Genomic DNA, 18,954 nt, shown 5'->3' with positions numbered 1-18,954 from the left:
GTAATTTGCCCATAAGGAGCACATCCATGGCGCTTATCGATGCCATCCACGCACGCGAGATCCTTGATTCCCGCGGAAACCCGACCGTAGAAGTTGAGGTTCTGCTCTCCGACGGCCAGATCGGCCGCGCAGCAGTTCCCTCCGGTGCTTCCACCGGCGAGCACGAAGCTGTCGAACTCCGCGACGGCGACAAGGGCCGTTACCTCGGCAAGGGTGTCCAGAAGGCCGTCGACGCCGTCATCGACGAGATCTCCCCGGCACTCATTGGCTTCGACGCCACTGACCAGCGCAGCATCGACCAGGCCATGATCGACCTCGATGGCACCCCGAACAAGGGCAAGCTGGGCGCCAACGCCATCCTGGGTGTTTCCCTGGCTGTGGCCAACGCTGCCGCAGCCTCGGCCGACCTCCCGCTTTACAAGTACCTGGGCGGCCCGAACGCCCACGTGCTGCCGGTTCCGCTGATGAACATCCTCAACGGTGGCTCGCACGCCGACTCCGACGTTGACATCCAGGAATTCATGATCGCCCCGATCGGCGCCGAGACCTTCTCCGAGGGCCTGCGCTGGGGCGTCGAGGTCTACCACAACCTCAAGGCCGTCCTCCAGGAGAAGGGCCTCTCCACGGGCCTCGGCGACGAAGGTGGTTTCGCTCCCAACCTGCCGTCCAACCGTGCAGCACTGGACCTGATCACCGAAGCCATCAAGAACGCCGGCTACACCCCGGGCACGGACATCGCCCTGGCACTGGACGTTGCCTCCTCCGAGTTCTACAAGGACGGCGCTTACCAGTTCGAAGGCAAGGCACTTTCGGCCACCGAGATGAGCGCCTACTACGCCGAACTCGTTGCCGACTACCCGCTGGTGTCCATCGAGGACCCGCTGGACGAGAACGACTGGGAAGGCTGGAAGACCCTCACCGACACCATCGGTGACAAGGTCCAGCTGGTGGGCGATGACCTCTTCGTCACCAACCCGGTCCGCCTGCAGCAGGGCATCGACGCCGCAACGGCAAACTCCCTGCTGGTCAAGGTCAACCAGATCGGCTCCCTGACCGAAACCCTGGACGCCGTTTCCCTGGCCCAGCGTTCGGGCTACACCACCATCACCTCGCACCGCTCCGGCGAAACCGAGGACACCACGATTGCTGACATCGCCGTTGCCACCAACGCCGGTCAGATCAAGACCGGTGCCCCGGCCCGCTCCGAGCGCGTTGCCAAGTACAACCAGCTGCTGCGCATCGAAGAAGAACTCGACGACGCCGCACGCTACGCCGGCCGCAGCGCGTTCCCGCGTTTCAAGGGCTAGCCTTCAGCGAAAACAGCTGACCGGTGGCTATGGTGGAAAGACCATGGCCACCGGTTCTGTTTAAGGCTGGCCAGGTTCGAAAGCAAGCGCTGCAACCCCGCCAGGCAAGCACCGGGCATTACAGGAGTGTCATGGCCACCCGTCGACCAAAAGTACCCAGGGCCGACGCCCTTGGCCGCCCTGCCGGCTCTGCACGCCCTGCCGGGGCATCCGCTTCCGGCCGTCCCGCCTCCCAGGGGACCGACGACGCCGACGTCATTACCTTGGGTGCGTCGCGCACCACCGACAAAACCTCGACGAAGACAAAATCGTCGACGGCGACAGGCACCAAGGCGGCCGGAAAGTCGGCCCCCGCTGGTGCAAAGGCAAAGAGCGGCAGCACCGGTGATGCGCACAAGCGCCCGGACAAAGGGCACTCCAAGGATGGGGCGGGCAGAGGCTCAGAACAGCTTGATCCGGTACCTGCGAAGGCATTTTCCGGCAGGATGCTGGCCTTGGCCGTGGTGATGATCGCCATCACTGTCCTCTTGGCTCCGACGGTGAAGATTTTCCTCGAGAAGCGCTCCGAAATCTCGGCCCTGGAAGCCGAGATTGCCAGCCGGAAAGCCGAGCAGACTGAACTGAACAAGCAGATCTCCCGGTGGCAGGATCCCAACTATGTGAAACAGCAGGCCCGAGACCGCATTAACATGGTTATGCCGGGTGAAACAGGTTACTGGGTGTTTGGCGGGGATGACGCCGCTGGCACCCCAGGTGGCCGCACCGGCTCCGGATCAACTGCAAACCCGGAGAATCTGCCCTGGGTGGATGCTCTCTGGGAGTCCATCAGACGATCGGCAACTGACTAGACGCGGCGCCCACCGCCGTCGTGTCCGCATGGGACACGGCAAAAAGGGCAGGAAGGTTGGCAGCGCAAGTGGAAGAGAACACGGCAGCCGTGCCGCAGGAATCCCGCCAGCCATCAGCACACGATCTTGAGGTCCTCAGCCGCCAGCTCGGCAGGCCGGTCCGGGATGTCGTTGAGATCCCCGCACGCTGTGTCTGCGGCAACCCGTTGGTAGCGGCAACTGCTCCACGGCTCAGCAACGGAACTCCGTTCCCCACCACCTTCTACCTGACGCATCCCGTGATCACGTCCGCGGTGTCGCGGCTCGAAGCGGGCGGACTCATGAACGAGATGAACGATCGCCTGGCCGGGGACCAGGAGCTGGCGGGCGCCTACAGGGGTGCCCACGAAGCCTACTTGCAGGCCCGCAACGACATTGCTGACCGCTCGGGCACCGGCGCCGTTCCTGAGATCGATGGGATCTCCGCCGGCGGCATGCCCACCCGCGTGAAGTGCCTGCATGTCCTGGTGGGCCACTCGTTGGCTGCCGGTCCCGGCGTGAACCCGCTGGGCGATGAAGCTTTGGAAGCCATTGCCGAGTGGTGGACCAAGGACCGCTGCTATTGCGACGGTGCCTGGGATACTGCGGGTGAGGCACCCTCAAGGGACTTGAGCCGCCATGGACCGCAAGGCCTTCCGGACATCGTGGGCCGTCCCGCCCCGGTGCGGAAGTCAGCGTCTTCGGCCGACGAGGGAACAGCATGAGCCGTGTCGCCGCCATCGATTGCGGCACCAACTCCATCCGCCTGCTTATCGCCGACGCGTCGGCGGGCGGGGCACCCGGGCCGCTGGCCGACGTCGTGCGTGAAATGCGGGTGGTACGGCTGGGGCAAGGCGTGGACGCTACGGGGGAGCTTGCTCCCGAGGCCCTGGAGCGGACCTTCGCGGCCACCCGTGACTATGCAGAACTGATCAACGACCATGGCGCGGAGCGGGTCCGTTTCGCGGCTACTTCCGCAACCCGCGATGCCCGCAACCGCGACGTCTTCGTGGACGGCATCCGGGACCTTCTGGGGGTGGAGCCCGAAGTCATCAGCGGTGACGAGGAAGCTGCGTTGTCCTTCGCCGGGGCCAGCAGCGCATTGCCCGCGATGGGGGAGAATGCTGTCCTGGTGGTGGATCTTGGCGGCGGAAGCACAGAGTTTGTCCTGGGTGACTCGGCAGGTGTCATCGCGGCTCGCTCGGTGGACATTGGCTGCGTGCGGCTCACGGAACGTCACCTTCGCAATGATCCGCCAACGGCTGCGCAGATCGCCGCGGCGGAGGCCGACGTCGATGCCGCGCTTGACCTCGCAGCGGAAACTGTCCCGCTGAACCGCGCCACAGCCGTGGTTGGCGTGGCGGGGTCCATCACCACCATCACAGCCCACGCGTTGGGCCTGAGCGCGTACCAGCCCGAGCGGATCCACGGTGCCTCCCTGGACCTTGCCACCATCAGCGACGCCTGCACCAACTTGCTTGAGATGACGCGGGCCGAACGCGCAGCGCTTCCCTACATGCATCCCGGCCGTGTTGACGTCATTGGCGCTGGTGCGCTGGTGTGGCGTCGTATTCTGGCGCGCCTGGCCGAGGTCAGCGATGGCAGCATCCGCACAGCCGTTTCCAGTGAGCACGACATCTTGGACGGCATCGCGCTCAGCATCCGGGACGCCGTATGACGGTGCCTCACCGGCGCACCATCTCCGCCGCGCTTGCCGCCGTGATGGCCGGCGGCGCGCTGCTTGGCGCCCTTGCGACGGCGCCAGCCGCTGCCGCGGATGCCTGGCGGGACAAAGAGTTCTGGCTCAAGGATTCCGGTGTCACCAACGCCTGGCAGGTCTCCAAGGGTGCAGGGGTCAAGGTGGCCGTCATCGATAGTGGCGTCGATGGAAACCACCCCGATCTCAAAGGTGTGGTCGTGGGCGGGACCGACGTCTCCGGAGCCGGGGCGTCCAATGGGCAGAAGAGCATTGGAGCCAAGACCGAGCACGGAACACTGGTGGCCACCATGTTGGCGGGCCGGGGACACACGACCCCGACGCCGCCACCATCAGCGCCCGCATCTGCCTCGGCATCCCCTGCCCCTGCGCCCACCACCCCTCCTGCGGGAGGACCGGAGGGGACCATCGGCGTGGCACCTGAGGCGGAGATACTCTCTGTGTCCACGTGGCTTGGCTCGCCGAACCCCGGCGGCAAGACAGACCAGGAACAGATTCCCGATGCCGTTCGCTGGGCCGTGGACAACGGTGCGAAGGTCATCAACATTTCCCTTGGCAGTACGTCTCCGGACTGGCCGCAGAGCTGGGATGCAGCGTTCCTCTATGCCGAGCAGAAGGACGTGGTGATTGTTGCTGCCGCCGGTAACAGGGTGGGTGGCAACATCCAGGTTGGTGCCCCTGCCACCATCCCGGGCGTCCTCACCGTGGCCGGTCTCGACGGCGAAGGCCGCGCCAGCGTCGACTCTTCCTCCCAGGGCATCAGCATCGGAGTGGCGGCCCCTGCCGAAAACCTCGTTGGCGGTCTTCCGGGAGGTGGCTACGCTGAGTGGGCGGGAACGTCCGGCGCCGCGCCGATCGTGTCCGGCGTGGCGGCCCTCATCCGCTCCAAATGGCCGGAGATGAGTGCCAGCCAGGTCATCAACAGAATTGTCAGTACCGCCAAGGATGCGGGAGCGCCCGGCAAGGATCCGATCTACGGCTACGGGATTCTCGATGCCGAGGCTGCGCTCAAGGGCGATGTTCCTGCCACCAGCAGCAACCCTCTGGGCTCCATCGCGGACTGGATCCGCGTGCACCGCCGTGGTGTCCTCAGCGAACCGTCACAGGCGCCGGTGGCGAGTCCGACCAGCGCCGCGCCCACGTTGGCCGATCCCACGGTTCCGGTAGCGAAGACCCCGGCGACAGTCGACGAAGCCTTGCCCGCCGCCGTCGTGCTTGGATTCGGCGCCCTTTTCATTGCCTTGGTGACCGGGGCCGCCATCCAGCTGAGGCGCGTTTCCAGGAACCCTCCAGCCGTGCCCGAAGAAGCAGAGACGGGAACCCTGGAAGTGGTGGATCCGCCCTCTAAAACGTAGCTAGTGAAGATTTTCACAAAGTACTGTACTCTGGATGCATGGCAACCACCCCAGAGCTCATTGACCGTCCCCGGGTTCTCGTCGTCGGCGGCGGCTACGTCGGCCTGTACGTAGCACTCAAACTGCAGAAGAAGATCGCGAATGCAGGTGGCATCGTCACCGTCGTAGATCCGCTGCCCTACATGACTTACCAGCCGTTCCTCCCCGAGGTGGCTGGTGGCAACATCGAGGCACGCCACGCCGTCGTCTCCCACCGCCAGCACCTGAAGCAGACTGAGCTCATCCAGGGCCGCGTCACCGGCATCGACCACGCCAACCGCACTGCAGTGGTGGCTCCGTCCGATGGCGGCGAGCCTTTCGAGATCCCGTACTTCGACGTTGTCATCGCAGCCGGTGCCATCACCCGTACGTTCCCCATCAAGGGCCTCGCGGACAAGGGCATCGGCCTGAAGACCATCGAGGAAGCCGTTGCACTGCGCAACAAGGTCCTGGAGCGCATCGAAGCCGCTTCGACCATGACCGACCCCGCAGAACGCGCCAAGGCACTGACCTTCGTGGTTGTTGGTGGCGGCTTTGCCGGCATCGAATGCCTCACCGAAATGGAAGACCTCGCCCGTGCAGCGGTCCGCAACAACCCGCGCATCCGCCAGGAAGAAGTCCGCTTCATCCTGGTCGAAGCCATGGGCCGCATCATGCCCGAGGTCACCGCTTCCCAGGCCGAATGGGTTGTGGAGCACCTCCGCAGCCGCGGCATCGAGGTTCTCCTCAACACGTCCCTGGACAGCGCCGAGGACAACCTCAAGCTGATCAACCTGCCGGACAAGACTTCCGCCGGTGAAGTCGAAGCCGATACCCTGGTGTGGGCTGCCGGTGTGCAGGCCAACCCGATGATCCGCTCCACAGACTTCCCGCTGGAACCGCGCGGCCGCGTCCGCGTCCTCCCGGACCTGCGCATCGCAGGCGACGAGGGCATCATCGAGAACGCCTGGGCAGCCGGCGACATCGCCGCTGTTCCGGACCTCACGGGCAAGGGCCTGCCGGATGGCACCTGCGTCCCGAACGCCCAGCACGCACTTCGCCAGGCCAAGAAGCTCGCCAAGAACCTCTGGGCTTCCCGCTGGAACAAGCCGCTGCACGACTACAAGCACAAGAACCTTGGTGCTGTTGCCGGCTTCGGCGAGTGGAAGGGCGTTGCCAACATCAACCTGCTGGGCCGCATCGGCCTCAAGGGCGGCCTCGCCTGGCTGGCACACCGTGGCTACCACGGCATGGCGATGCCTACTGTTGAGCGCAAGTTCCGCGTAGTGTTCGGCTGGATCCTGTCCTTCTTCGCCGGCCGCGACACCACGCAGCTGATCGACCTGGACAACCCCCGTGGTGCTTTTGTTGCAGCAGCAACCCCGGCTCCCAAGCCGGCTGCCGCTCCGGCCCCGGCTCCGGCTCCGGCGCCTGGGAAGTCTGCCGAGGAGAAGACTCCAGTAACGGCTGACGCCAAGTAGTTCACGCTCGACGGCGGCTGCTCCCCTGAGGGGAGTGGCCGCCGTCGGCGTTTAACGCCCAAGCCGCCCCTAGACTGTTCCCATGGCTGGCGAAACCGACCTGGAAAGACTCCTGGAGTCCTTGCACCCAATCGTGCGCGACGGCGACTACGTCTACGCGCTGTGGCCGCACGGCAGGCCGCTGGAAGGCGACGTGGAGGCCGCAGTCCGCGAGGCTGAAGGCCTGACCGTCGTCTTGAGGCGTGATGAAGCGGACAGGCTTGGGCTCTCCTACGACTTCGTGGCGGCATGGATCACCCTGCAGATCCATTCGGCACTGGAAGCGGTGGGCCTGACCGCTGCAGTCAGCGCCGCGCTGACGCATGCGGGGATCAGCTGCAATGTCCTGGCCGGCTTCCATCACGACCATTTGCTGGTGCCCACTGGTGACGCGGACCGTGCCATGGGTGTCCTGCAGTTATTAAGCCGCGGAATCGTGCTGCGGACCGAACAGCCGGGGGACCGGCCGGCAATTCTGGCCCTGACAGCCCAGGCGTTCTCCGTTTCACCGGTGACTGGCGAACCCGTCCAGGGAACGCCCATCGAAGTAGCTTTGCTTCGCGGGCTTTTTGACAGTGACGAGTACATTCCGGAATTGAGCATCGTGGCGGAAATTGGCGGGGACATCGTGGGCCACGTCATCAGTACCCGCGGTTGGGTGGGGGATGAGCCCTTCCTTGGCCTGGGTCCGATCGGAGTAGCTCCCACACTGCAGCGGCGGGGGATCGGCTCGGCCCTGTTGCAGGAAACTGCCACGCGCGCCGCGGCCGCCGGTGAGCCGGGCATCGCGTTGTTGGGCAGCCCCGTCTATTACCCTCGGTTCGGGTACGTTCCCGCCGTCTCGTTGGGCGTTCAGCCGCCGGAAGCCCGCTGGGGCGACCACTTCCAGGTGCTGGCACTTCCCGGCTGGCACGACGGCGTCCGCGGCACCTTCCGCTTTGCGACGCCCTTTGAAAGGCTGTAGCTGGGATACCATGGTCCGGGCGCCCCAGTAGCCCAATTGGCAGAGGCAGCAGACTTAAAATCTGCGTGTTGTGGGTTCGAGTCCCACCTGGGGCACTGCGGGAAGGGGAGCGTCTGCTCCCCTTCCCTTTTTCGTTTCCTTCTCGGAGAATCTTCCCAGCAGACTCGTAGATTCCCTACAGGCAACGAGTGTTATAGGGATGTGACCTGAATCACTTATGTTCCCGGATCAATTGCACTAGTTTGAGTCCTAATCAGGAACACCTGAGTAATCGCATCAAAGGCAGTTCGCACCTTTCGATCGAGGAGACAACGAATGTTTGATCTTTCCCAAGCGGCGCCCCGGGCCGCCAAGCTGACAGCGCTTGGCATTGGGGTGGCTCTTCTCGCCACGGCTTGTGGTGGGTCCTCTACGCCGAGCCAGACCGGCTCCGGCTCCAGTTCCGCAGCGTCGGCGGGGATTTCCTGCCCGGCTCCCAGCGCGGGGGCAGGTGCCGGCAACAGCCAGGCCGCCACCAACTCTGGACCTGTACCTCCTTCGACCACCACGACGTCCACGCCGCTGAAGATTGGATCGCTCCTGCCGACAACGGGGTCGCTGGCGTTCCTTGGCCCACCGGAAATCGCCGGCGTGAACCTCGGCATCAAGGAAGTCAACGACGCCGGCGGCGTCCTGGGCGCTCCCGTATCCGTGGTCCACCGCGATTCCGGTGACACGAAGACCGACATCGCCACGCAGTCCACCACGGCTCTCCTCGGACAAGGCGTCAGCGCCATCATCGGCGCGGCGTCCTCGGGTGTTTCCAAGACGGTCATCAACCAGATCACCGGTGCCGGCGTCATCCAGTTCTCGCCTGCGAACACGTCGCCTGACTTCACCACCTGGGACGACAAGGGACTGTACTGGCGTACTGCACCGTCCGATGTCCTGCAGGGCAAGGTGCTCGGCAACTACATGGCTACCTGTGGCGCCCAGACCGTTGGCATGATCGTATTGAACGACGCTTACGGAACCGGCCTCCAGAAGAACGTGAAGGAAGCCTTCGAAGCAGCCGGCGGCAAGGTCGTAGCCGAGGAATTGTTCAACGAGGGTGACTCCCAGTTCAGCAGCCAGGTGGACAAGGTCCTGGCCGCCAAGCCGGACGCCATCGCGCTGATCACCTTTGACCAGGCCAAGAGCATCGTCCCGCTGATCACGGGCAAGGGCATCAAGCCGACGCAGCTGTTCATGGTTGACGGCAACACCTCCGACTACAGCAAGGACTTCCAGGCCGGCACGTTGAAGGGCGCGCAGGGAACCATCCCTGGTACCTTCGCCAAGGACGACTTCAAGAAGAAGCTCCTGGCCATCGACCCGGCCCTGAAGGACTACAGCTACGCAGGTGAGTCCTACGACGCCGTGAACCTGATCTCACTGGCTGCTGAGGCCGCCAAGAGCACCAAGGGCACCGACATCGCGGCCAAGCTGAAGGAAGTCTCTGAGGGTGGCGAGAAGTGCACCAGCTACGCCGCTTGCGTGACGCTCCTCCGCCAAGGCAAGGACATCGACTACGATGGCCAGTCCGGTCCGGTCACGTTCTCAGACGCCGGCGACCCCACCGAAGCGTACATCGGTATCTACGAGTACCAGGACGACAACACCTACAAGCCGGTCCGTGAAGAGTTCGGCAAGCTCTAACCCGCCCGCTCTCCACTAAGCCCGAACAGTTCCCCTTCCGCAGGAAGGGGACCTGTTCCGTTTAAGGCAACGCGGAGTCACTTATGGCCCCTTCAGAGGCCAAACACGGGCCATAAGTGACCCCGCGTTGTTTGTGGAGTGGGTGGGAGGTTCGACGGCGGTGCTTGGGCGGGTGCCGCCGCCGTCGGTTTGTCATGGGGCGGCAGGTGCGGCTACGACCCACATTGGGCACCCTCTTTATCCGGCGCGCGGGTTTCGCGGCGTGTCACGGGGTGTGGGCGCTCGAAGTGGGTCCTGGCGGCCCGGTGGGCCCTGACAAGCGAAAGGGCGGGTCCGGGATCATGAACCTGATCCCGGACCCGCCCTTTGGCTGGTGCGGTTGCTAGACCTCGTCGGCCAACGTGCCGAGGTAGAGCTGGATGACCTTGGGGTCCTTCATCAGTTCGCGGCCAGTGCCCGTGTACGCGTCCTTGCCCTGGTCCAGGACATAGCCGCGGTCGCAGATCTGGAGACAACGGCGTGCGTTTTGTTCCACCATGATCACCGAGACGCCGGCGCGGTTGATTTCGTGGACCCGGAGGAACGTCTCGTCCTGCTTGACGGGGGAGAGGCCCGCGGAGGGCTCATCCAGGAGCAGCACCGCGGGATCCATCATGAGTGCCCTGCCCATAGCTACCATCTGGCGTTCGCCACCGGAGAGGGAACCGGCACGCTGTGCGCGCCGCTTCGCCAGTTCAGGGAACAGGCTGGCGACGAAGTCAAAGCGTTCGGCGAACACCTTGGGCCGCTGGAACATCCCCATCTGCAGGTTCTCTTCGATGGTCAACGTGGCGAACACGTTGTTGGTTTGCGGGACGAAGCCCACACCCTGGGTGACCAGCTTGTTCGCCTTCAGCCCTGTAAGGTCCTGCCCGCGCACCACAACCGTGCCGGAGTGGACCTTGACCAGGCCGAACATGGCTTTCAGCAGCGTCGACTTGCCGGCGCCGTTGGGGCCAATGATGCCGATGAGCTCGCCCTTGCGGGCTTCGATGCTGCAGCCGTTCAGGATGTTGACGCCCGGGATGTACCCTGCGACGAGGTTGGTGACCTTGACTACGGCCTCGTCTGTGGGGGCGGGGGCCGGAACCGGCATTGCACTGGTGCTGCTCATTTGCCCTCCTCTTTCCTGGGGTCGGTTGTAGTGGGCTCAGCTGAAGTGGGGGTCGCCGTCGTGGATTCAGGGATGTCCGACAGAATGCCGGCATCTTCGGTCCCGACGACCGACTCATCATCCGCTTCAAGTTCTGCCTCGAGTTCCTTGATGCCCTCGGCGTCGCCGAGATCGACGTCGTGGTGGGCGCCAAGGTAGGCGTCGATGACGGCAGGGTTCTTCATGACTTCGCCCGGAGGTCCTTCGGCAACTACCTTGCCTTCTGCCATGACCACCACCCAGTCAGCGATGTGGCGGACCATGTTCATGTCGTGCTCAACGAAGAGCACGGTCATGCCCTCGGCTTTGAGGTTCTTGATGTGGTCCAGCAGTGATTGTGTCAGGGCGGGGTTGACGCCTGCCATCGGCTCATCGAGCATGACGAGCTTGGGCTTCACCATTAATGAACGTGCCATTTCCAGGAGCTTCCGCTGGCCACCCGAGAGCGAGGCCGCGTAGTCGTCTTTCTTGGCATCCAGCTTGAACTTTTCCAGCAGGATGTTGGCTTGGTCGGTAATCTCCTTTTCACGACCACCCCACATGCCTTTGAATAGGGCCTTGGAGAGCCGTTCGCCGGGCTGGTTGGCAGCGCCGAGCCGCATGTTTTCCATGACGGTGAGCTTGCCCATCACCTTGGTCAACTGAAAGGTCCGGACCATGCCCATGCGAGCCACCTTGTAGGAGGACACGCCGGCCAGGCTGTTGCCTTCGAACTGCCACTTGCCGGTGTTGGGCGTATCGAAGCCTGTCAGCAGGTTGAACAGAGTGGTCTTGCCTGCACCGTTGGGCCCGATCAGCGCCGTGATCTTGTGGCGGGGGATTTCCAGGTATTCCACGTCCACGGCATTGATGCCCCCAAAAGAACGCGTAACGTCCTCGGCCACCACGATCGGATCGCGCTTCTTGCAGCCTGGGGTGTTTTCCCCGACGGCGATGGGGCGGGAGTCAGTCATGTAGTCGATATTTTGTTCGTTGGTCTCACTCATGCGAAAGCAAGCTCCTTCTTATTGCCGAACACGCCTTGCGGGCGGAAGATCATCAGGAGCATCAGAGCCACGCCCACCAGGATGTAGCGCAGCTGGCCGGCCTGGACTGTGGTCAGCCAGGTGATGACTCCCGATTCGATGAGGCCATAGAGCAGGCTCTGGGTCAGTGAGAGCACAACCCAGAAGATCATTGCCCCGATGACCGGCCCCAGTACCGTGGCCATGCCGCCGAGCAGGAGGCAGGTCCAGAGGAAGAACGTCAGTTCAGTGCCGTAATTGGACGGCTGGACGGCGCCGCGGGGGAGGGTGAAGATCATGCCGGCCAAGGCACCGAGGACACCGCCGATAACAAGGGCCTGCATCTTGTAGGAGTAAACATTCTTGCCGAGCGAGCGCACGGCGTTTTCGTCTTCCCGGATGCCCTTCAGCACACGTCCCCACGGGCTGCGCATGAGAAGCCAGACCAGCAGGCAGCACACGACCACCAGGGCCCAGCCGACAACGCGGATAAAGAAGTCCCTGTTGTTCATGCCCATGTACGAGCCCTCGGGGAAGGGGTTCATGGCGTAGAAGTCGCCCTCGAACGCAGCCAGGCCGTTAGCCGAACCGGTGACGCTGGTCAGCTGGTTGGTGGTGACAACGTACCGGACGATCTCCGCCGCGGCGATGGTCACGATGGCGAGGTAGTCGGCCCGCAGCCGCAGCGTGGGAATGCCAAGGATGAAAGCGAAGATCACTGAGCACAGGACCGCGATCAGCAGGCCGATGAAGAACGGTGCCTTGAAGGTCAGCGTCGAGATGGCAAAGCCATAGGCGCCCACCGCCATGAAGCCTGCCTGGCCGAAGTTCAGAAGGCCCGAGTAGCCGAAGTGAACAGCAAGGCCCAAAGCGGCAAGCGCGTAGGCCGCCGTCGTCGGACTGAAAAGTTCGCCAAGGGCGCTGGAAAGAATGAATCCGAAGTCCATGGCCCGCTCCTAACCCACACGCTCACGCCGGCCGAGGATACCCTGCGGTCGGAACAAAAGGACAACGATCATAATGAAGAGGGCGCCGACGTACTTGAGGTCGGCAGGAAGGCCGAAGACAGTCGTCAGTTCCACGAAGATGCCTACGACTATCGAACCGATCAGGGCACCGAACACCGTGCCCAGGCCACCAAGCGTCACGCCCGCGAAGATCAGCAGGAGGATTTGGGAGCCCATGTCGAAGGTTACGCCGGGCCGGTAGTAGGCCCACAGGATGCCGCCGAGCGAAGCCAGGACGCCGCCCACGATCCACACGATCCGGATGACCGAGTCGACATCGATGCCGGATGCTGCAGCCAGGGCGGGGTTGTCGGCCACCGCGCGGGTTGCCTTGCCCAGTCGGGTCTTCAGCAGGATGAAGCCGATCAAGGCGATTACCACGGCGCTGATGACCAGTGACCACAGGTTGTTGGGCGAGATGGAGACAGGGCCGATCTGGATCTCCGCACTCTGGGCACCCGGCAGCTGTTGTGTTGCGCCGCCGAAGAAGAACTGGATGACGTAACGGATGGCAAGGGCCAGGCCGATGCTGACGATCATCATGGGAACCAGGCCGGAACCGCGGCGCCGCAGCGGCCGCCACAGTCCTGCGTCCTGGACATACCCGAAGAGTCCACCACCGACCAGGGCCAGCAGGATGGCGAGCCAGAAGGGGAATCCGAAACCGTTGAACATGAAAACAAGTACGGCACCGAGGGTGACCATCTCACCGTGGGCGAAGTTGGTCAGACCCGTGGTTCCGAAGATCAGGGAGAGGCCCACGGCAGCCAGGGCGAGGAGGAGGCCGAAGCTCAAACCCGCAACGAGTCGGTTCAGGAGATTCTGCCCGAAGTCCTGTTGCTGGACCACGATGCCTTTGCCGAAGGCGAAGATGACAGACAGGTTGGACGTCTGGCTGAACGTCACGTTGCGCGGATTCTCCTGGCCGTCGGCGAGCTTGATGCCATCAGGCAGCGTTGAGGTATCAAGCTCCACCTTGTAGGTGCCCTGGACGGGGACACCGATGCTCCACGCGCCGTTGGAGCCGGAGGTGGCTTCACCTTCGAATCCGTTGCCGGAAGCTTTGATCTTGACGCCCGGTATCGGGGCGCGGGCATCGTCGCGGAGGAAGCCGCTGATGCTGTTCTGGAAATTGGTGACGGATGGCGAAGGCGAGGGGGTGGTTGCCTCCGCCGCGGGGGCGGCGATCAGCAGAACAGCAAGGAGGGATGCAAACAGCGCCCCCATTGCTCTCTGCAGTCCCTTGGACCGTCTGATGGACGGGTCGCGCAGTGTGCTTCTCAAAATGGAAACCTCCACAGTGGGGGTGGTCCCGGCTGCGCCATTGCAACCGGTGCGAACGGGTCATGGGGCTTATGAACGGTACTTGCCTTGCTGCCTCAATTGTGATCTAAGTCACCCATGTGTGGCCTATGTTACCGCTCGCGGAGACGAATGAATGCCCAGTTCGAGGGTGCAAAGATCGCGATCAGATAACAACTGTGAAGCTATAGGCAACTATTAATGTAGGAACCCTTAATGAAACATTTGTTGTACACCGGTGTGCCTAAAGTTTCACGCGGGGACGTCTGGCGCCCTGCGAACTCCGCCCCGGGTCACGGTTGAGTTTCGTCTCGGTGAACGAGGGAACTTTCCCTGCCGCGCAAGCGTGGTAATTGGTACCGTGAACTATCACTTAGCCCTTTCTCAGGAGGACACCCGTAATGGCACTTGGCGGCAACCCAGTCTTCAACGGAAAGAATTTCCGTGGAGCAAAGCAGGCCCCGCCTGTACCGCACAATCCGTACGGCCAGCAATTTAACTCCGCTGGCCGCGCCCCCGGTCAGGTCATGGATGGCCAGGCCGCATGGTCTGCCCAGCAGCAGAGCATGACCAACGAGCAACTGCAGCAGATGTACAACCAGCCGGCGGCAGGCCCCGCTGACACCGGCCGGATGACCTACGACGACGTCATCATGAAGACCGTTGCCTGCCTGGTGGCCGTCGTGGTCGGCGCCGGTGTGACGCTTCTTGTTGCGCCTGGCTTGTCCAGCCTGTTGATGATTGTCGGCGCGCTGGGCGGCTTCGTTCTTGCACTGGTCAACACTTTCAAGAAGCAGCCGTCGCCGGCACTGATCCTGGCCTATGCCGGACTTGAAGGCCTCTTCCTCGGTGGCCTGACCCGCATTTTGGACGGCATGTACCCCGGCGTCGGCCTGCAGGCTGTCATCGGTACGTTGGCGGTCTTCGGCGTTACGCTGGTGCTGTTCAAGAGCGGCAAGGTGCGCGCGACGCCAAAGATGGTGCGGTTCTTCATGATCGCAACCATCGGCTACGCAGTCTTCGCGCTGATCAACCTGGTCATGATGTGGACCGGTGCCGTGCAGGAACCCTTCGGCCTCCGCACCAGCGTTGAAATCTTCGGTATCCCGCTGGGCGTTTTCATCGGCATCCTGGCCATCGGCCTGGCAGCTTTCTCACTCATCATGGACTTCACCAGCATCGAAGAAGGCGTCCGTGCCGGCGCCCCGGAACGTTACTCCTGGGTTGCCGCGTTTGGCCTGACGGTGACGCTGGTTTGGCTGTATGTGGAAATCATCCGCTTGCTGGCCATCCTGCGAGGCGACGACTAGTCACCAATCCTCCATATGAAGAATGCCCCCGAAGCGATTCGGGGGCATTTTTTGTCGAACTAGCTCAGTCGCTCGAAAACGACCGCCATCCCCTGGCCGCCGCCGACGCACAGGGTGGCGAGCCCCAGTGTCCCGTCGCGCTCCACCAGCCCGTTGAGCAGCGTGCTGGTCATCCGTGCGCCGGTCATGCCAAAGGGATGACCAAGCGCAATGGCTCCGCCGTGGACATTGAGCTTGTCGGGATCGATCCCCAGTTCCCGGGCGCTGGCCACCACCTGAACGGCAAAGGCCTCGTTGAGCTCCACGAGGTCGATGTCATCGATGGTCAGTCCGGCCTGGGCGAGGGCGCGGCGCGTGGATTCCACCGGGCCCATGCCCATCAGTTCGGGCGAGAGTGCGCTGACGCCGGTGGATACCACCCGCGCCAGGGGTTCCAACCCGAGCTCGCGGGCCCGGGTGTCGCTCATGACCACCACGGCCGCCGCGCCATCGTTGAGCGGACAGGCATTGCCGGCGGTGACGGTACCCCCTGGGCGGAAGACGGGCTGCAGTGCGGACACCGCTTCCAAGGTCACCCCTGCGCGGGGAGAGTCGTCGTGGTCGATCACCACTCCGTCCTTGCGGGTGTAGGGCGTGATGTCCCGGGTGTAGAAACCGGAGGCGATGGCTGCCTCCGCCCGGTTCTGGCTCAACACGCCCCACTGATCCTGCTCGGCGCGGCTGATGCCGTAGCTGGTGGCAACGTTTTCGGCCGTCTGTCCCATGGAAATGTAGATATCCGGGAGGCGGCCGCCAAGCCGGGGATCCGTCCATGGAATGTTGGAGGCGGCCCGGGAGGCAGTGCGCTGGGCGGCGGCCGCGAAGGCTGGGTTGTGGTTGGCGGTATCGGTTTCGCCGGCGCCCGCCCAGTTTTGGTAGCGGGAGACGCTCTCCACTCCGGCGGAGACGATCGCCTGGGCTTCCCCGGACTTGATGGCGTGGAAGGCCATCCTCAGGGTCTGCAGGCTCGAGGCGCAGAAGCGGTTGATGGTCGCCCCAGGCACCCTGTCCAGCCCCGCCAGGACCGCGACCACCCGCGCCATGTTGGATCCTGCCTCGCCGCTGGGTTCGGCGCAGCCCAGGAGGATGTCGTCCAGCCCCCGCCCGTCCCCGGCTCCGGGGTCGAAGCCCGGGATCTTGGCCAGGGCGGCCTCCACCATGGCGGTGGCGAGGTCGTCGGGGCGTTCATCCTTGAGGGAACCTTTGAAGGCTCGGCCTATGGGGCTTCTGGCAGTGGAAACAATGACGGCCTCAGTCATGGCCCCAGCTTACGCCCGGCATTCGGTGCCGGTCCGGGCGTAGGCCGTGAGGTCACACAAGACGCAGGGCGCCTGCTGCCGGGGTTACGGTGAAAATGTCCGGTGTGGTGTAGCCCGCCGCCGCGAAGGAGCGCACGACGGCGTCCCTCACCTGCTGCTCCCGGCCCACCGGAGTCAGCGCTATGGCCGAGCCGCCGAAACCGCCGCCGGTCATCCGTGCGCCGATGCTGCCGTTTGCCCTGGCAGTGTCCACGGCGAGATCAAGCTCCGGGCAGGAGATCTCAAAGTCGTCCCGCATGGAAACATGGCTGGCGTCAAGCAGGGCGCCGATGCTCGCGGGCCCCTGTTTCCCGAGGACTTCCACTGTCTGGAGCACGCGATCGTTTTCCGTCACGACGTGCCGGACCCGCTTCAGCGTGGTCTCATCCAGCAGTCCGGACGCTTCGTCCAGACGTTCCACGCCGACGTCGCGCAGGGCTTTGACGCCAAGGATCTCGGCACCCAACTCGCAGGACGCGCGCCTGGAGGCGTAACCGCCGTCGGCGTGTGAGTGCGAGACTTTGGTGTCGATAACCAGCAGGACCAAATCCGAGGCCTCGGCATCGAAGGGGACCAGTTCAACGTGCTGGTCCCGGCAATCGAGGAAAACTGCTTGGCCTTTCGCGCCGCGCAACGATGCAGACTGGTCCATGATTCCCGTGGGTGCCCCTACAAAGAGGTTTTCCGCGCGCTGGGTGGCTAGCACGAGCGCCTCGGCCGCCAAGCCCGCGCCGGTGAGTTCGTTGAGGGCTGAGATGACAGCGCACTCGATGGCATGGGAGGACGACAGTCCTGCACCCAGGGGGACATCGGAGTCCAGCAGGAGATCGAAACCGGGGACGGCGATGCCACGTTCCTGCAAGGCCCAGGCGACGCCCAGCGGGTAGCGGGACCAGCCATCACCCGAGCCGGGTTCCAGTCCCTCCAGGTCGGCCTCCACCATGCCATGGCCGCCAAAAGTGGAGAGCATGCGCACGGTTGAATCGTCGCGGACGCGCAAAGCCACCTTCGCTGTCCTGTCGATGGCGAAGGGGAGCACGAAGCCCTCGTTGTAGTCCGTGTGCTCGCCGATCAGGTTGACGCGTCCCGGTGCCTGCCACACGCCGTCGGGAGCGGCGCCAAAGGTTTCCAGGAAGCGGTCACTGAGGGCGGTGGCGTCCGCGGTGGTGGTCATGCTCGGCTGCCTTCCATGGATATGCCGGTGGACGATGCTGCAGCGACGCTACGCAGGCGCTCCGCCACAGCTTCCGGTGTGGTGTCGTTGATGAAGGCACCCATGGCCGCTTCTGATCCGGCCAGGTACTTGAGCTTGTCGGCTGCACGCCGGGGCGAGGTCAACTGCAGGTGCAGCTGGCCCGCAGGCCGGAGTACGGGGTCAAGGGGTGCCTGGTGCCATGCCGAGATGTAGGGCATGGGAGTGGGGTACAGCGAGTCGAGCCGCTTGAGCAGATCCAGGTAGACATGCGAGAGCTCGTCGCGTTCCTCGCCGCTCAGGGCAGCGAGGTCAGGGACGCTGCGGTGCGGGACCAAGTGGATCTCCAGCGGCCAGCGGGCAGCGAAGGGGACGTACGCGCTGAAGTGCTTGGCCTCGAGCACCATGCGGCTGCCGTCGTTGCGTTCGGCACTGAGCAGGGATGCCGCGAGCGTTTCTTTCGCGTCGACGTCGTCGTAATACTTCCGGGCCACAGCGCCGAGCTGGGCTGCGCGCGGCGTCACGTAGGGGTAGGCGTAAATCTGGCCGTGCGGATGGTGCAGCGTGACGCCGATGTCAGCACCCCGGTTTTCAAAGGGGAACACCTGCTTGATGCCTGGCAGTGCGCTCAGCGCTTCGGTCCGCTGGGCCCAGGCTTCGATGACAGTGCGGGCGCGGGTTTCGCCCAGCTCCGCAAAAGAACCTGTGTGCTGCGGCGTGAAGGCGACTACCTCGCAGCGGCCGAAGGCCGGGCCGGTGAGGCCGTGGCCGTTGTGTCCCGGCGTCGGTGCTGCGGGAATGTCCCCGACAGCCGGTCCCAAGGAGGGGAAACGGTTCTCGAACACCACGACGTCATAGTCCGGCGCCGGAATTTCGGACGGGTTCGCGGCCGTGGTGGGGCAGATGGGGCACTGATCCGCCGGGGGGAGGTGCGTTCGCGTTTGCCGGTGGGCGGCGATCGCCACCCAGTCTCCGGACAGGGCATCGTACCTGACTTCACCGGGTTCGCCGCGGGCGGGAAGCAGGCGGTGATCCACCAGCGAGTCCGGTGTCCTCTCCGGCGTTCCGGGGTCGTCAAAGTAGATCAGCTCTCGGCTGTCCGCAAGGCGGGTGGTGGTGATGCGACTCATGAAATCATCATTCCACAAGTAACCAAAAACGCATAGTTTCTAACAAAAGCAAACAT

At 64.0% G+C, this 18,954-nt stretch carries 16 protein-coding genes and 1 tRNA gene; 10 read left to right on the top strand and 7 right to left on the bottom strand.

Annotated features, from left to right (window positions below):
* Positions 1-26: 26 nt before the first annotated feature.
* The 9 genes from eno (at position 27) to ACFVSI_RS12810 (ending at position 9,424) form a co-directional block, all read left to right on the top strand.
* Positions 27-1,307 (top strand): phosphopyruvate hydratase, encoded by a 1,281-nt coding sequence (gene eno / locus ACFVSI_RS12850; RefSeq protein WP_142939905.1) that lies wholly within the window; start codon positions 27-29, stop codon positions 1,305-1,307.
* A 131-nt stretch (positions 1,308-1,438) separates the two neighbouring features.
* Complete coding sequence (locus ACFVSI_RS12845) at positions 1,439-2,155, top strand: septum formation initiator family protein (protein ID WP_387824000.1); 717 nt, start codon at positions 1,439-1,441, stop codon at positions 2,153-2,155.
* Positions 2,156-2,223: 68 nt separating this feature from the next.
* Positions 2,224-2,898: a DUF501 domain-containing protein gene (locus ACFVSI_RS12840; RefSeq protein WP_387823997.1), complete on the top strand. Its 675-nt coding sequence runs from the start codon at positions 2,224-2,226 to the stop codon at positions 2,896-2,898.
* A complete protein-coding gene (locus tag ACFVSI_RS12835) occupies positions 2,895-3,851 on the top strand; it encodes an exopolyphosphatase (protein WP_387823994.1) in 957 nt (318 codons plus the stop codon). The genes ACFVSI_RS12840 and ACFVSI_RS12835 overlap by 4 nt, the downstream gene beginning before the upstream one ends.
* Entirely contained in the window at positions 3,848-5,245 is a 1,398-nt protein-coding gene (locus tag ACFVSI_RS12830; RefSeq protein WP_387823991.1) for a S8 family serine peptidase, read from the top strand. The genes ACFVSI_RS12835 and ACFVSI_RS12830 overlap by 4 nt, the downstream gene beginning before the upstream one ends.
* A 38-nt stretch (positions 5,246-5,283) precedes the next feature.
* Complete coding sequence (locus tag ACFVSI_RS12825) at positions 5,284-6,744, top strand: NAD(P)/FAD-dependent oxidoreductase (RefSeq protein ID WP_387823988.1); 1,461 nt, start codon at positions 5,284-5,286, stop codon at positions 6,742-6,744.
* 82 nt (positions 6,745-6,826) lie between these two features.
* Positions 6,827-7,747, top strand: coding sequence for an N-acetyltransferase (locus ACFVSI_RS12820; RefSeq protein ID WP_387823985.1), 921 nt, complete (start codon positions 6,827-6,829; stop codon positions 7,745-7,747).
* Positions 7,748-7,768: 21 nt separating this feature from the next.
* Positions 7,769-7,842: transfer RNA gene (locus ACFVSI_RS12815), tRNA-Leu, on the top strand.
* A gap of 220 nt (positions 7,843-8,062) precedes the next feature.
* The gene (locus ACFVSI_RS12810) at positions 8,063-9,424 is read left to right on the top strand and encodes an ABC transporter substrate-binding protein (RefSeq protein WP_387823983.1); all 1,362 of its coding nucleotides are present in this window, start codon (positions 8,063-8,065) and stop codon (positions 9,422-9,424) included.
* 382 nt (positions 9,425-9,806) lie between these two features.
* Here the strand turns inward: ACFVSI_RS12810 and ACFVSI_RS12805 are convergent, their stop codons facing one another.
* Genes ACFVSI_RS12805 through ACFVSI_RS12790 form a run of 4 tightly spaced genes read right to left on the bottom strand, consistent with a single transcriptional unit; the run spans position 9,807 to position 13,854 of the window.
* Positions 9,807-10,577, bottom strand: coding sequence for an ABC transporter ATP-binding protein (locus ACFVSI_RS12805; protein WP_387823981.1), 771 nt, complete (start codon positions 10,575-10,577; stop codon positions 9,807-9,809).
* Positions 10,574-11,602, bottom strand: coding sequence for an ABC transporter ATP-binding protein (locus ACFVSI_RS12800; protein WP_387823978.1), 1,029 nt, complete (start codon positions 11,600-11,602; stop codon positions 10,574-10,576). Before ACFVSI_RS12800 ends, ACFVSI_RS12805 begins: the two co-directional genes overlap by 4 nt.
* Positions 11,599-12,567, bottom strand: coding sequence for a branched-chain amino acid ABC transporter permease (locus ACFVSI_RS12795; RefSeq protein WP_144662332.1), 969 nt, complete (start codon positions 12,565-12,567; stop codon positions 11,599-11,601). Before ACFVSI_RS12795 ends, ACFVSI_RS12800 begins: the two co-directional genes overlap by 4 nt.
* A gap of 9 nt (positions 12,568-12,576) precedes the next feature.
* A complete protein-coding gene (locus ACFVSI_RS12790) occupies positions 12,577-13,854 on the bottom strand; it encodes a branched-chain amino acid ABC transporter permease (RefSeq protein ID WP_387823975.1) in 1,278 nt (425 codons plus the stop codon).
* A gap of 476 nt (positions 13,855-14,330) precedes the next feature.
* Here ACFVSI_RS12790 and ACFVSI_RS12785 point away from each other — a divergent pair, with 476 nt between their 5' ends.
* Positions 14,331-15,239: a Bax inhibitor-1/YccA family protein gene (locus ACFVSI_RS12785; RefSeq protein WP_387823972.1), complete on the top strand. Its 909-nt coding sequence runs from the start codon at positions 14,331-14,333 to the stop codon at positions 15,237-15,239.
* A 59-nt stretch (positions 15,240-15,298) separates the two neighbouring features.
* On the opposite strand, the gene ACFVSI_RS12780 is transcribed toward ACFVSI_RS12785, so the two are convergent.
* Genes ACFVSI_RS12780 through galT form a run of 3 tightly spaced genes read right to left on the bottom strand, consistent with a single transcriptional unit; the run spans position 15,299 to position 18,898 of the window.
* Positions 15,299-16,537 (bottom strand): acetyl-CoA C-acetyltransferase, encoded by a 1,239-nt coding sequence (locus ACFVSI_RS12780; protein WP_387823970.1) that lies wholly within the window; start codon positions 16,535-16,537, stop codon positions 15,299-15,301.
* A gap of 52 nt (positions 16,538-16,589) precedes the next feature.
* Positions 16,590-17,750 (bottom strand): galactokinase, encoded by a 1,161-nt coding sequence (gene galK / locus ACFVSI_RS12775; RefSeq protein ID WP_387823967.1) that lies wholly within the window; start codon positions 17,748-17,750, stop codon positions 16,590-16,592.
* A complete protein-coding gene (gene galT / locus ACFVSI_RS12770) occupies positions 17,747-18,898 on the bottom strand; it encodes a galactose-1-phosphate uridylyltransferase (protein WP_387823964.1) in 1,152 nt (383 codons plus the stop codon). Before galT ends, galK begins: the two co-directional genes overlap by 4 nt.
* Positions 18,899-18,954: the final 56 nt, after the last annotated feature.

The organism is Paenarthrobacter sp. NPDC057981, from assembly GCF_042886835.1.
Lineage (GTDB): Bacteria > Actinomycetota > Actinomycetes > Actinomycetales > Micrococcaceae > Arthrobacter.
Note: the sequence above shows the minus strand (reverse complement) of the source record. Positions and strands in the feature narration are given on the sequence as shown.